At 72.0% G+C, this 12,558-nt stretch carries 13 protein-coding genes and 1 tRNA gene; 5 read left to right on the top strand and 9 right to left on the bottom strand.

Annotated features, from left to right (window positions below):
- The first annotated feature begins 2 nt into the window (after positions 1–2).
- The gene (locus tag VHW64_RS19115) at positions 3–773 is read left to right on the top strand and encodes a peroxide stress protein YaaA (RefSeq protein ID WP_329652173.1); all 771 of its coding nucleotides are present in this window, start codon (positions 3–5) and stop codon (positions 771–773) included.
- 75 nt (positions 774–848) lie between these two features.
- Here VHW64_RS19115 and VHW64_RS19120 read toward each other — a convergent pair whose 3' ends face one another.
- The 4 genes from VHW64_RS19120 to VHW64_RS19135 form a co-directional block, all read right to left on the bottom strand.
- Complete coding sequence (locus tag VHW64_RS19120) at positions 849–2,084, bottom strand: bifunctional RNase H/acid phosphatase (protein WP_329652174.1); 1,236 nt, start codon at positions 2,082–2,084, stop codon at positions 849–851.
- Positions 2,085–2,250: 166 nt separating this feature from the next.
- A complete protein-coding gene (locus VHW64_RS19125; protein WP_329652175.1) occupies positions 2,251–2,994 on the bottom strand; it encodes a zinc ribbon domain-containing protein in 744 nt (247 codons plus the stop codon).
- Between the two features lie 37 nt (positions 2,995–3,031).
- Positions 3,032–4,156, bottom strand: a complete 1,125-nt coding sequence (locus VHW64_RS19130) for a Nif3-like dinuclear metal center hexameric protein (RefSeq protein WP_329652176.1) — start codon at positions 4,154–4,156, stop codon at positions 3,032–3,034.
- Between the two features lie 44 nt (positions 4,157–4,200).
- A complete protein-coding gene (locus tag VHW64_RS19135) occupies positions 4,201–5,745 on the bottom strand; it encodes an AMP-binding protein (RefSeq protein ID WP_329652177.1) in 1,545 nt (514 codons plus the stop codon).
- A gap of 129 nt (positions 5,746–5,874) precedes the next feature.
- Between VHW64_RS19135 and VHW64_RS19140 the strand changes: the two genes are divergently transcribed.
- The 4 genes from VHW64_RS19140 to VHW64_RS19155 all read left to right on the top strand — a co-directional run bounded on the left by VHW64_RS19140 (position 5,875) and on the right by VHW64_RS19155 (position 9,214).
- Complete coding sequence (locus tag VHW64_RS19140) at positions 5,875–6,741, top strand: ZIP family metal transporter (protein ID WP_329652178.1); 867 nt, start codon at positions 5,875–5,877, stop codon at positions 6,739–6,741.
- A gap of 66 nt (positions 6,742–6,807) precedes the next feature.
- Positions 6,808–8,070, top strand: coding sequence for an MFS transporter (locus VHW64_RS19145; RefSeq protein ID WP_329652179.1), 1,263 nt, complete (start codon positions 6,808–6,810; stop codon positions 8,068–8,070).
- Positions 8,071–8,200: 130 nt separating this feature from the next.
- A complete protein-coding gene (locus VHW64_RS19150) occupies positions 8,201–8,404 on the top strand; it encodes a Flp family type IVb pilin (protein ID WP_329652180.1) in 204 nt (67 codons plus the stop codon).
- 42 nt (positions 8,405–8,446) lie between these two features.
- On the top strand, positions 8,447–9,214 hold the full coding sequence (locus VHW64_RS19155) for an IclR family transcriptional regulator (protein WP_329652181.1): 768 nt from the start codon (positions 8,447–8,449) through the stop codon (positions 9,212–9,214).
- On the opposite strand, the gene VHW64_RS19160 is transcribed toward VHW64_RS19155, so the two are convergent.
- The 5 genes from VHW64_RS19160 to VHW64_RS19180 form a co-directional block, all read right to left on the bottom strand.
- Positions 9,201–9,428 (bottom strand): hypothetical protein, encoded by a 228-nt coding sequence (locus tag VHW64_RS19160; protein WP_329652182.1) that lies wholly within the window; start codon positions 9,426–9,428, stop codon positions 9,201–9,203. The genes VHW64_RS19155 and VHW64_RS19160 overlap by 14 nt on opposite strands.
- A gap of 32 nt (positions 9,429–9,460) precedes the next feature.
- Complete coding sequence (locus VHW64_RS19165) at positions 9,461–10,354, bottom strand: glycerophosphodiester phosphodiesterase (protein WP_329652183.1); 894 nt, start codon at positions 10,352–10,354, stop codon at positions 9,461–9,463.
- A 67-nt stretch (positions 10,355–10,421) separates the two neighbouring features.
- Positions 10,422–10,494 (bottom strand) — tRNA-Val (locus VHW64_RS19170).
- 65 nt (positions 10,495–10,559) lie between these two features.
- A complete protein-coding gene (locus tag VHW64_RS19175; protein WP_329652184.1) occupies positions 10,560–12,005 on the bottom strand; it encodes a gluconate:H+ symporter in 1,446 nt (481 codons plus the stop codon).
- Positions 12,002–12,529 (bottom strand): gluconokinase, encoded by a 528-nt coding sequence (locus VHW64_RS19180; protein WP_329652185.1) that lies wholly within the window; start codon positions 12,527–12,529, stop codon positions 12,002–12,004. Before VHW64_RS19180 ends, VHW64_RS19175 begins: the two co-directional genes overlap by 4 nt.
- Between the last annotated feature and the right edge of the window lie 29 nt (positions 12,530–12,558).

The following is a 12,558-nucleotide window of genomic DNA, read 5'->3' on the forward strand; positions in this document are numbered from 1 at the left end:
TCGTGCTGATCCTGCTGCCGCCCAGTGAGGGCAAGGCCCATCCGCGCCGGGGCCGGCCGCTGTCGCTCGGCGGCGGCCCGTTGGACGAGGCCCGCCGCCTCGCGCTCGACGCGCTGGTCGACCTGTGCCGGGGTCCCGGGCCGGCCGCGGCCCGGGTGCTCGGCCTCGGGGCCGGCCAGGTGGACGACGTGGGCCGCAACGCCAGGATCTGGAGCCTGCCGACCGCGCCGGCCGAGCGCATCTACACCGGCGTGCTCTACGACGCACTCGGCCTGACGACACTGACGGCCTCGGCCCATCGGCGCGCGCTCGCACGCCTTGCGACGGTGTCGTCGGTGTACGGCCTGGTCGGGCCCGGTGAGCGGATCGCGCCGTACCGTCTCGCCGGAGACGTGACCCTCCCCGGCCTGGGCGGCGTCGCGGCGCACTGGCGCCGGCACCTGGGCCCGCTCGTGCGCGACCGCGCCGGCCGGGGCCTCGTCGTCGACCTCCGCTCCACGACGTACGCCGCGTTCTGGCGGCCAGCGCCCGACCTCGCCCCGCGCGTCGTGACCGTTCGGGTGCTCCACGAGGTCGGTGGCAAGCGCCAGGTCGTCAGCCACTTCAACAAGGCGACCAAGGGCAGGCTGGTCCGCGCGATCCTGGAGGACGGCCGAGACGCGAGGACGCCCACGGCCTTCGCCGGACTGCTGTCCGACCTCGGGTGGCACGTGGAGCTCGGGACGGCGGGCAGATCGGGCACCCCGCTCGACGTGGTCGTGCGCGAGCTCTGATCTCGGCGCGGGCGTCGGCGGTGACCCAGCGACAGTCCGGCGCGGAGGGCGCTCAGACAACCGCGACCGGCTGAGCTACCAGCGCTGCGGGTCGAGGAGTTGCGCGACGCCCGGCGGCTGGGCGTTGTACAGACGCAACGAGGCGCGCAGGTCGTCGCTGCCCGGCTCGCCGAAGAACGACAGCACGCTGACCGATGCGGTCGACAGCTCCATCCGGAACACCGCCGACAGCGGCGCCTGGAGGGCGTCGGAGACCAGGATCTTGATCGGCGTCACGTGGCTCACCACCACCACGGTGCGGCCGGCGTAGCGGTCAAGGACCCGGGCGAGCCCGCCGAGCACCCGCGTCGACACCTCACGGAAGGACTCCCCGCCCGGCGGCGCGGCGTCGAGCGAGCCCAGCCACGCGTCCAGCTCGCCGGGCCTCAGGTCGGCGACCTCGCCGAAGGTCATGCCGTCCCAGGCACCGAACTCCATCTCGGCGAACCCCGGCTCCTCGACCACCTCGACGTCGAGGCTGTCGGCGAGGATCTCCGCCGACTCCCGGGTACGTCGTACCGGCGACGTCACGACCACGTCGACCCCTTCGGCGATGGGGGCCAGCCAGTCCGCCACCGCGCGTACCTGGTCGCGCCCGTCGTCGGTGAGCCCGGGGTTGCTGCCCGCCAGCCCACCCGAGAAGCGCTTGTCGGCGGTCAGGCCGGTGGCGCCGTGGCGCACCACGACCAGCGTCGTCGTCGAGCCGCCGGGCGGCGACCAGCCGCGAGCCGCCGGCTCCTGTGCCCCCTCGACCGCCGAGTCGTCATACGACGACTCGGCGGGATTTGGACGTACTTTTGCGCCGACTCGGCGATCGTCGACGTAGCCACCGAAGTCATCGGCGTGGACGGTGACGCCGGAGCGCTTGCCGTCGAGGGCCTCGTTGGCCAGCCGGTCGGCGTGCTTGTTCTGCTCGCGCGGCACCCACGTGTACGTCGTGCCGAACGGCGCGAGCCGGTTGGCCTCCAGCGCCAACGGCTTCATGTCCGGGTGCTTGATCTTCCAGGCGCCGCTCATCTGCTCCACGACGAGCTTGGAGTCCATCCGGACCGCGATGTCCGCCTCCGGCGCGACGTCGAGGGCCATCCGGAGGCCCGCGATCAGGCCGCGGTACTCGGCGACGTTGTTGCTCGCCACCCCGATCGTCGTGCCGTCCTCGGCCAGGACTCGGCCGGTGTCGGCGTCCTTGACCAGCGCGCCGTACGCCGCGGGGCCCGGGTTGCCCCGGGAGCCGCCGTCGGCCTCGACGACGACGCGGCGGACCTGGCTCACTCCTAGTGCCCCGCACCGGAGGCTCGGCGCACAGTTCCGCGCCCCGAGCACGCACCTCGCTGCGTAGCCGTCGCTTGCTGGACGAGCAGGTAGACCGTCGCTCCGGCGCCTGGCGATGCACGCACCCCGAGCACGGACTTAGGCAACGCTCTTCCGGCGCGGCACACTAGAGACCGCTCTCGGAGGTGCGGACCAGGATCCGGCTGCACTCCTCACAGCGGATCACGTCGTCGGCGGCCGCCGCGCGGATCGTGGCCAGCTCGGCGTTGTCGATGCCGAGCATGCACCCGCTGCACTGCCGCGCCCGGAGCAGGGCCGCACCGACTCCGCCCTTGCTCTCCCGCAGCCGCTCGTACAGCGCGAGCAGGTCGGACGGCAGCTCGCTCACCACGGGTCCGCGGCTGGCCCCCACCTCGGCCAGCTCGTGGTCGATCTCGGCCTGCCTCTGATCCCGGGAGGCCGTGGCGGCGGCGATCTTGTCGTCGGTCTCGGTGAGCTCGGCGGCCAGCTGGTTGGCGCCGGTCTGGGCCTCCTCGACGCGCTCCATGACCTCGATCTCGTCGTCCTCGAGCGAGGAGATCCGGCGTTCGAGGGAGACCATCTCCTGCTGCATGCTCTGGATGTCCTTGGGGTTGCTGACCAGCCCCTGGTCGATGCGCTGCTGGTCGCGCAGGCGCCGGGCCTTGGCCTGCTCGACGTCCGCGTCGACCTTCGCCTGCTCCTCGCCCAGGTCGGAGACCGCGATCCGCGCGTCCTCCAGGGCGCCGTCGAGGTGGGCGCGCCGCTCGCTCAGGTCGGCCAGCACGGCGTGCTCGGCCAAGGAGTGGCGCTGGTGGCGCAGCTGGTCGGCACGTGAGTCGAGGTCCTGAAGATCGAGCAGTCGGACCTGCGCGGACGGGTCGGCCTTCACTCAGGGCTCCTCGGACGGTCGTGGGCGGGTCGGGCGGTCACCTCCGGGCCTGCCACGCGTCGGTGCAGATCGTGCTCACCCGGACCTCCACCGTATCGCCCAGCGCCTCACCCGTCCGCGCGGCCAGCTCGGGCAGCCAGGTCCACTCCGCAGCCCAGTGGCTGACGTCGATCAGGGCGGGCCCGTTCTGCTCGAGGAACTCGGACGCCGGGTGGTGGCGCAGGTCGCTGGTCACGAAGACGTCGGCGCCACTGGCCAGTGCCTCGGGGAACAGGTCGTCGCCCGCCCCGCCCATCACCGCGACCCGGCGTACGACGCGATCGAGGTCCCCGCCGACGAGCACACCGCGGGCGGTCGCGGGAAGGGCCGCCGCGACACGGTCGGCGTACTCCCCCAGCGTGGCCTCGTCGACGTCTCCGACCCGGCCGGCTCCCGTCGAGGAGACGCCGGGGTCGGCGAGCTCCACGACGTCGAAGGCGACCTCCTCGTAGGAGTGCGCGGCGAGCATCGCGCGTACGACGCGGGTGCGGATGGCGCGCGGCATCAGCACCTCGATCCGGAGCTCCTCGGTGAGCTCGTGCTGGCCGACCCTGCCGACGGTCGGGTCGGCGCCCGCCCGCGGGCGGAAGCGTCCCTGGCCGGTCACGGAGTAGGAGACGGTGTCGTAGCCGCCGACGATGCCCGCCCCCGCGGCATGCATCGCCGCCCGGACCGCCTCGGCGTCGCCCACCGGGGCGAACACCACCAGCTTGTCGTACGCCGGACCGGCCGCGCGCAGAGGACGGGTCCCACGCAGGCCGAGGGCCCGGGCCAGCGCGTCGGAGACGCCGGGGTCGCTGTGGTCGGCGTTGGTGTGTGCGGTGAGCAGGCCGCAGCCGGCCCTGGTCAGAGTCGCGAGGGTGCGGCCCTTGGGCGTGGTCTCGGCGACGCCGTGCACGCCGCGCAGGAAGAGCGGGTGATGGGTGATCAGCAGGTCGGCGTCCCATTCGGCGGCCTCGCGCGCGGTCCGCAGCACCGGGTCGACCGCAACGAGCACGCGGCGTACCTGCGAGGCCGGGTCGCCCGCGGCCAGGCCGACGGCGTCCCAGGACTCCGCGGTCCGGGGCGGGTGCCAGCCGTGGATCAGGTCCACCACGTCGGCCAGGGTCACGGGAGTCGCCACGTCGCGGAGCCTAGTCAGCCCCGGCGACATGACGACCCGCCTAGCTAGTTGACCTGCCGGTCGCGCCCCTCCCAGTACGGCGCGCGGAGCTTGAACTTCTGGAGCTTGCCGGTCGCCGTGCGGGCCAGGATCTCGCGGAACTCGACCGAGGTCGGCGCCTTGTAGCGCGCCACCCTGCCCTTGACGTAGTCGATCAGCTGCTCCTCGGTGAGCTCGGACCCCTCGGCCTTGACCACCAGCGCCTTGATCGTCTCGCCCCACCTGTCGTCGGGTACGCCGATCACGGCGACCTCGGCGACCTCGGGATGGCTGAAGATCGCGTCCTCGACCTCGATCGAGGAGACGTTCTCCCCGCCGGTGATGATGACGTCCTTCTTCCGGTCCGCGATGACCAGGTAGCCGTCGTCGTCGAGGAACCCGCCGTCGCCGGTGTGGAACCAGCCCTCTGCCAGGGCCCTCTCGGACTCCTCGGGCTGCTGCCAGTAGCCCTCCAGGCAGACGTTGGAGCGCGCCAGCACCTCTCCCTCGGCGTCGATCCTCAGGCTGACCCCGATCGCCGGCGTGCCCGCCCGGACCAGCCGGTGCGCCCGCTCCTCGGGCTCGAGGTCGTCCCACTCCGAGCGCGTGCGGTTGACCGTCAGCAGGGGCGAGGTCTCGGTCAGCCCGTAGATCTGGATGAACTCCCAGCCGAGCTCGGCCTCGACCCGGGCGACGGTCTTGGTGGGGGGAGGCGCGCCGGCGACGATGATCCGCGTCCGCGCGCGGCCCGCCCCTCCGCTGCCCGGGATGGGGCCCTCCCACGACGGCGCCGCCTCGAGGACCGCCGCCACCACGGCGGGCGCCGCGCACATCACCGTCACCCCGTGCTTCTCGATCCGGCGCAGGATCTCGGTCCCGTCGACCTTGCGCAGCGAGACCTGGGGCACCCCGCAGCCGGTCATCGCGAACGGCATCCCCCAGCCGTTGGCGTGGAACATGGGCAAGGTGTGGAGGTAGACGTCGCGGTCGCTCACGCCCGCGTGCAGCGCGAAGGTGACCGCGTTGGTCCAGATGTTGCGGTGCGTGATCTGCACGCCTTTGGGCCGGGCGGTCGTGCCCGAGGTGTAGTTGATGGTCGCGGTCGCGTTCTCGTCCGGCTCCCAGGCCCGTGGCGCGGTGTCGTGGAGGTAGAGGTCGTCGTCGTCACCGAGGACGAAGACGTGTTCGGCCTTCAGCGCCGACAGCGTGTCGCGCAGCTCGGGGTCGACGTAGACGACGCGTGCCCCCGAGTGCTCCACGATGTACTGCACCTCGTCGAACGACAGCCGGAAGTTCACCGGCACCAGGACCCGCCCGTACCCGCAGACCCCGAAGAACGACGTGAACAGCCGCGCGCTGTTGTGCGACACGAAGGCCACCCGGTCCCCGACCTCGAGCCCCAGGGCGTCGTGCTTGGCGGCCATCGCGGCGGCCAGCTCGCAGACCCGCCCATAGGTGAGGTCACCCAGCGAGGCGGCCGGCTGGTCCGGCTCGTCGGCGATGCCGAGGCGGTCGGCGTAGACCGCCACCGCTCGGTCCAGGAAGTCGGTCACGCTGAACGGGACGATCATGGGCCGAATCTAGCCCCGCGACGGCGGTCTGCGGGGGCTCGGTGGGACGGCCCCGGGTGACGGCGACCACCCGGTCAGGTTAGGCTTTCCTAACTTCCCGTGCCGGCGTGACGAGGACAAGGACAGCTGATGGGTATCGGAAAGACTCTGCTTCTTGGCTTCATCGCCGGCGTCACCATCTTGTGCGGCATGCCGCTGGGTCGGATGCGCAAGCCCAGCGAAGCCCTGCGCGTCATGCTCAACGCGCTCGCCATCGGAGTGCTGGTGTTCCTGGTCTGGGACGTGCTCTCGGCCGCCTGGGAGCCCATCGACGCCGGGCTGGCGGCGCACCACGAGTCGGGCGCGGGTCTGGGCTCGACGTTCGGGTACGGCGCGCTGTTCGTGGTCGGGCTCGGCGTCGGTCTGTTGGGGCTCCAGCGCTACGAGAGCTGGATGGGAGCCCGGGTACGCCGTGCCCGGCAGTCGGTCGGCCCCGGCGCGATGGCCCGCGAGGAGACCGCGGCGCGCGGGGTCCTCTCGTGGTCGCCAGGCAAGCAGCTGGCCCTGCTGATCGCGGTCGGGATCGGCCTGCACAACTTCGCGGAGGGTCTCGCCATCGGCCAGGCCGCGGCGAGCAGCGAGATCGCGCTCGCCACCCTCCTGGTCGTCGGGTTCGCCCTGCACAACGCGACCGAGGGCTTCGGCATCGTCGCTCCGCTCGCCGCGGAGGCCGAGGCGGACGTCGCGGCGCGGCCGAGCTGGGGGCTGCTGCTGTTCCTGGCCCTGGTCGGCGGCGGGCCGACGTTCGTCGGCACGGCGGTCGGCCACTCGTTCACCAGCGAGCCGGTCTCGGTGGTGTTCTTGACCCTTGCCGCGGGGTCGATCCTCTACGTGGTGATCCAGCTGCTCGCGCTGGCCGGGCGCAGCGCGCGCCGCGACCTGGTCTACACCGGCGTCCTGATCGGGATCCTGGCCGGCTTCCTCACCGACGCGATCGTCACGGCTGCGGGCGTCTGAGCCTCCGGCTACGGCCAGCCCTCGCTTCGGCGCATGCCGAAGCGAGGGCTGGATACGGTCGTGGGGATGGTCTCGGACACCGCGCCACCCCGCGACACGGCGTACCGCAGGCCGCTGCTGACCGTGTTCCTCGGTTGGCTGTGGGTCATGGCGGGCGCCAACCTCGCGGCCCCGTTGTACGCCGGGTACGCCGCGCGCTTCGGCTTCTCGGGGATCGTGGTGACTACCGTCTTCGCGACGTACGCCGTGACCCTGGTCGCGACGCTGCTCGTGTGCGGGCGACTCGCCGACCGGGTGGGCAGGCGACCGGTCATCCTGGCCGGCCTGGCCGTCGCCGGGGTCGCGCTCGTCGCCTTCAGCCTCGCCACCGCGACGTGGTGGCTGTATGCCGCGCGAGCGCTGCAGGGCGTCGCGGTGGGCCTGATCAGCGGTCCCGCCACCGCGGCCCTGGTCGAGCTCGACCCGCAGCGCGAGCGGGCACGGCCTGCCATGTTCGCCGGCCTCGCGCAGGCCGTCGGCAGCGGCCTGGGTCCCCTCGTGGGCGGCTGCCTCGCGCAGTGGGCGCCGGCTCCGCTGCACACCTGCTATCTGGTCGGTCTCTGCGGGACGGCCTTGGCCGCGGGCTACGCCCTGACCCTCCCGGAGCGCTCGCCCGGCCAGGAGCCCTGGCGGATCCAGTGGCCCCGCGTCCCCGACGACATCCGACCCGACTTCGCCCGGCTCGGCCTGACCGCTGGTCTGGTCTGGGCCTCGCTCGCGCTGTATCTCTCGGTGGTCCCGTCGTACGTCGCGACGCTGCTGTCCACCGACGACCTCGCTCTCCTCGGGGCCAACTCCGCCCTGGCCTGCTTCGCCTCGGCCGCGACCCAGGTGTGGTCTCGGCGACGCACGTCGACGTCGCACGGCTCCGGAAGCGACGGCCGACGCCTCCAGGCGGCCGGGCTCCTCCTGCTGGCGGCAGGACTGTCGCTGATGGTGGCTTCGGCTCTGACGCAGACGCTGGTGACCGTGCTGCTCGGCGCGCTGGTGACCGGCGTCGGCCACGGGCTCGGCTACCTGCATGCCCAGGACGAGCTGAACACCATCGCCCCCTCCGAGCGCCGGGCCGAGGTGTCGGCGGCGTTCGTCTGCTGCATCTACGTGCTCGTCGGCGGCTCCGTGATCGGCGTCGGCGTGCTCGAGCAGTCGCGCAGCCTCACCAGCGCGGTCGGCGTCGTGGCCGGGCTGCTCGTCGTCGGCGCGCTCGGCGCCGCGGGGTGGCAGGGACGGCGCCGAACCCCAGTTCTGGCGGACCGGAAGGACTCTGCAGGACCTGGTCACGACGGGTGATGGCGACTAGTCCCTCGACAGGCCGTGCATGACCCCACAACGCTATGGAGTCGGAGGGTAATGACCGCCACCCTTGCGAGTGGGGAGGGAGACCGCGCACGGTCTCCCGCATCACAGGGGGAAAGCGCACATGGTGGACTACATCCGCATCCTGCTTCAGGCACGGCTTTCGGCAAGGGACGAGCGCGGCGCATCGGCCGTCGAGTACGGCCTCCTGATCGCCGGCATCGCCGCACTCATCGTGGTGGTCGTGTTCGCGTTCGGTGGACTGCTCGCCGGGGTGTTCCAGAGCACCTGCCAGACCGTCGCCAACGGCGCCGCCAACAGCTGCTGACTCGGGCGTCTCGACGTCATCGGGCCTCGGTAGCATGGCCCGATGGCGCTGTCAGGGGAGCGCGAGAGCATCTCGCTCCCGCATCGCGTGCGGTCCGTCGACCGGGCCATCGCCCTGCTCAAGGCCGTGGGCGCGGCCGGCGGGGCGCACTCGCTGACCGCACTGGCTCGCCAGTGCGACCTCGACCGGGCGACGGCCTGGCGGCTGCTGCTCACGCTCGAGGCACAGGGGATGGTCACGCGCGACCCGCGCGACGGCTGGTTCGCCGTCGGACCAGCCGTCGCCGAGCTCGCCGCCGGCACCAGCCGATCCCTGGTCGAGACCGCGCAGCCGGTGCTCGAGCGGATCAGCCTGGAGACCGGTGAGATCGCCTGCCTGGGGGTCGTCGACGGCGACGAGCTGCACTACGTCGCGGAGGTGATCCCCGCGATCGTGCAGGACCAGTCCTGGCTGCGAGAGCCCGTCGTGCTCCATGCGTCCTCGATGGGCAAGGCGTTCCTGGCCTACCTCGACGACGACCGCGTGGCCGCACTGGTGGGTGAGCGCCCGGCGCGGTTCACCGACACCACGATCACCGAGCCCAAGCCATTCCGCCAGGAGCTGCGCCGCATCCGGGCGCAGGGGTACGCCGTGTGCCGAGGCGAGCTGGAGGACGGCTCGTGGGGCGTGGCCGCGGCGGTGCTCGGCGTCCGCGAGGAGCCGGTGGCCGTCGTGTGCCTCTGGGGGCCCGACCGCCGTGGCGACCACACCCGGCTCGAAGCCCTCGGCCGGCTGGCGCGTCGTACGGCGCGCGAGCTCAGGGCCGGCTGACGCGCCGTTCGCGACCGAGCAGCCGCAGCACCGACACGCATCCGGTGGCGACGGCGGCCCACCCCACGCCGGCGTCCAGGGCTCGGCCGCCGAGCCCGAACACGACGTGAAGCCCGAGCAGCACCACCCCTGCGACCGCGAGAACCGCGGCGAAGCTGCCGAGGGCCCCGACGATGAGCAGGGTCTGCTCGTCCTGGTCACGTGAGCTGCGCACCCCGCCATTGTGCACGGTTCGCCCAGTCCGGGTCACCGATGTCTCCCGAGCCAGCGTTGGGCGGTGAGGGTGTGCGGCACGAGAAGGTAGTCCACGCGCGCCTCGACGAGAGCGGCCCACCTCTGGTGGTTGGCCGTGTTGTAGTTCCCCACCTCGAGTCCGAGGCTGTGCGCCTCCGCGACGTACGCCGGGTCGTTGCTGCCTCCGATCACGAAGGAGTAGCCGAATGCGGCGTCCTCGCTCAGCGTCGACGGGCAGGCCGCGCTGACCTTCAGCCCGATCTCCACACCGGCTGACTGCATGGCTGCCATCCCGGTCTGGTAGCAGACGCCGTCGTAGACGCTGGGCGACCCGTAGAAGACGATGCACGAGCTCTTGCTCGCCCAGGCGGCGATCTGGTCGGGATGGTTCGGGGTGTACTTGATCTGCACCATCCCGCACATGCCCCAACGGGCGGCGTCGTAGATCAAGGTGTGCAGGGTCGGCAACGGCTGCCCCCCGTCGGTTCGCAGCCGGGCCCACTGCTGTGGGGTGACGTCGCCGATCTTGGCGTCCGGGCTCAGGCCGTGCAACGTGGCGGGGTCGACGGTGCGGCGTAGCGTCGGGTCGTGGATCACGACCGGCGGCCCGGCGTCGGGCACTCCGTCGCGACTGGCCAGGTTCCACACGTCATCCTCGAAGTCGGCGCCCTGGCGACGGTCGGCGCGAAGCGCTCGGATGGTGTCCTCGTAGGCGTTCTGCTCGCCGCGGTGACCGACGACGACGACCTTGGTGCACCAATGAGGATCCAGCACGGTCGCCTGGCAGGTCGACGATGCCTGGGCCGATGCCGGGGGCATGAGACCCGCAAGCATGAGACCCGGAAGCATGAGACCCGGAAGCATGAGACCGAGTCCGGCCAGTGACGCCAGCACGATCCGCCGCATGGCCACATCGTTGCGCTCCGCGCCAACAGCCCGCACGGCGGGGCGCGGATTTCGAGGAAGGGATCCGTGGGCGCAAAGGGACTCGAACCCCTGACATCCTCCTTGTAAGGGAGGCGCTCTACCAGCTGAGCTATGCGCCCGTTCGGCCGGCCCGGCCAGGCGCCGCACACCCTAGTGGAGCCGCGGAGTCCGTTCCCAATGGTCGCTAGACCACGAGGTTCAGCACCAGTACGCCGGCCAGGCCGAGCACCGACACCACGGTCTCCATCACCGACCACGAGCGCAACGTCTGACCGACCGTCATCCCGAAGTACTCCTTGACCAGCCAGAACCCGGCGTCGTTGACGTGGCTGAAGAAGAGCGAGCCGGCCCCGATGGCCAGCACGAGGAGTGCTAGGTGGGCGTCGGTGAGACCCGCGCCCAGCGGCCCGACGATGCCGGCGGCGGTCACCGTGGCCACGGTCGCCGATCCGGTGGCGAGCCGGATCCCGACCGCGATCAGCCAGCCCAGGAAGAGCACCGACAGGTGCGAGCCCTTCGCGGCGTCGGCGACGACGTTGGCCACACCCGAGTCGGAGAGCACCTGCTTGAAGCCACCGCCCGCCGCGACGATCAGCATGATGGACGCGACACCGGGCAGTCCCGAGCCGAGCGAGTCGTTGATCGCCTTCCGGTCCATCCCCGCGGCTCGCCCCACGGTCACCATGGCGACCAGGACTCCCACCAGCAGAGCCACGGCCGGCTCGCCCACGAAGTCGAGCACGTTGCGGATCGTCGTCCCGTCGTCGAGGGTCAGCTCCCCGATCGCGCGCACCAGCATGAGCGCGACCGGAAGCACGATGGCGAGCACGGCCAAGGCGAACGGCGGGGTCGTTCCGCCGGCTCCCTCATGGTCTGAGTCGTCGCTGTGCCCGGCTCCCTGCTTCCCGTCGTCGGCGTCGTCTCCACCGTCATCGGCCCTCCCGCCCTCGGGATCGGGAGTGTCGACGGGCACCCATCGGTCGATCACGATGGCCAGGAGCGGGCCGGCGACCACCAACGTCGGCACCGCGACGATCAGGCCGAAGATCAGGGTCAGGCCGAGCGGGGCCTTCAGCAGGGCGATCGCCGTCAACGGTCCAGGATGCGGTGGCACCAGCCCGTGCAGGATCGACAGGCTGGCCAGGGCCGGGATCCCGACCAGCATCAGCGAGACCTTCGTCCGCACGGCGACCAGCACGACGAGCGGCACCAGGATCACGACCCCGATCTCGAAGAACATCGGAAGACCGATGATCGCGGCGATCAACGCCATCGCCCAGGGCAGCGTCCGGCGGCCCACCCGGTCGACGATGGTGTCAACGATCCGGTTAGCGCCTCCGGAGTCCGCGAGCAGCTTCCCCAGCATCGCCCCCAGGGCGATCAGCAGACCCACGGTCCCGAACGTGTCGCCGACGCCGGAGATGAAGCTGTTCAGGCCGTCCTCGGGCGGCACCGCGGCGACAGCGCCCAGCACCACCGTCCCGAGGATCAGACCAAGCAGGGGGTGGAATCTGGCCCAGACGATCACCAGGATGACGGTGGCGATCGCGAGGACCGCTGCGGTCAGCAGCTGGGCGTGGCCCGCGTCGCTGAGCGGGGCGGCGAGGACGATCGGGGCGGCGAGGCTCATACCGAGACCTCGCCACTGCTCAGCCCGAGGCGTCGGAGCGCGTCGTCCAGCACGGCCTCGGGGTCGCCCTCGGCGCAGACGGTGACACCGGGCTCGTCGGGCTCGAGCGACTCCAGGGTCGCCAGCTGGCTGGGAAGCAGCGACGCGGGCATGTAGTGACCGCGGCGACTCTCCACGCGGTCACGGATGGCGTCGGCCGGGGCCACGACGTGGCAGAAGCGGACGCCGGGCCGGCCGTCGCGGAGCCGGTCGCGATAGCTGCGACGCAGGGCCGAGCAGGTGAGCACCGCGCTGGTCCCGGCCCGGGCCCTTTCGTCCAGCCACCCGCCGAGCGCGTCCAGCCACGGCCAGCGGTCCTCGTCGGTCAGCGGCTCGCCGCGTGACATCTTCTCGACGTTGGCCGCCGGGTGCAGGCTGTCGCCCTCCTGGAAGGCCCAGTGCAGACGCTGGCTGAGGCCCTCGGCGAGCGTGGTCTTCCCGCTCCCGGAGACACCCATGACGACGATGAGCTGCGGCTCAGGCACACGACCTGCGTACCCCGGCGGCCACCTGG

The organism is Nocardioides sp. (genome assembly GCF_036267815.1).
Taxonomy (GTDB): domain Bacteria; phylum Actinomycetota; class Actinomycetes; order Propionibacteriales; family Nocardioidaceae; genus Nocardioides.

Coding starts and splice junctions, on each gene's coding strand:
- VHW64_RS19135 (WP_329652177.1), bottom strand. CDS start 5,745: ATGATCGTCCCGTTCAGCGTGACCGACTTCCTGGACCGAGCGGTGGCG.
- VHW64_RS19140 (WP_329652178.1), top strand. CDS start 5,875: ATGGGTATCGGAAAGACTCTGCTTCTTGGCTTCATCGCCGGCGTCACC.
- VHW64_RS19145 (WP_329652179.1), top strand. CDS start 6,808: ATGGTCTCGGACACCGCGCCACCCCGCGACACGGCGTACCGCAGGCCG.
- VHW64_RS19150 (WP_329652180.1), top strand. CDS start 8,201: ATGGTGGACTACATCCGCATCCTGCTTCAGGCACGGCTTTCGGCAAGG.
- VHW64_RS19155 (WP_329652181.1), top strand. CDS start 8,447: ATGGCGCTGTCAGGGGAGCGCGAGAGCATCTCGCTCCCGCATCGCGTG.
- VHW64_RS19165 (WP_329652183.1), bottom strand. CDS start 10,354: ATGCGGCGGATCGTGCTGGCGTCACTGGCCGGACTCGGTCTCATGCTT.
- VHW64_RS19175 (WP_329652184.1), bottom strand. CDS start 12,005: ATGAGCCTCGCCGCCCCGATCGTCCTCGCCGCCCCGCTCAGCGACGCG.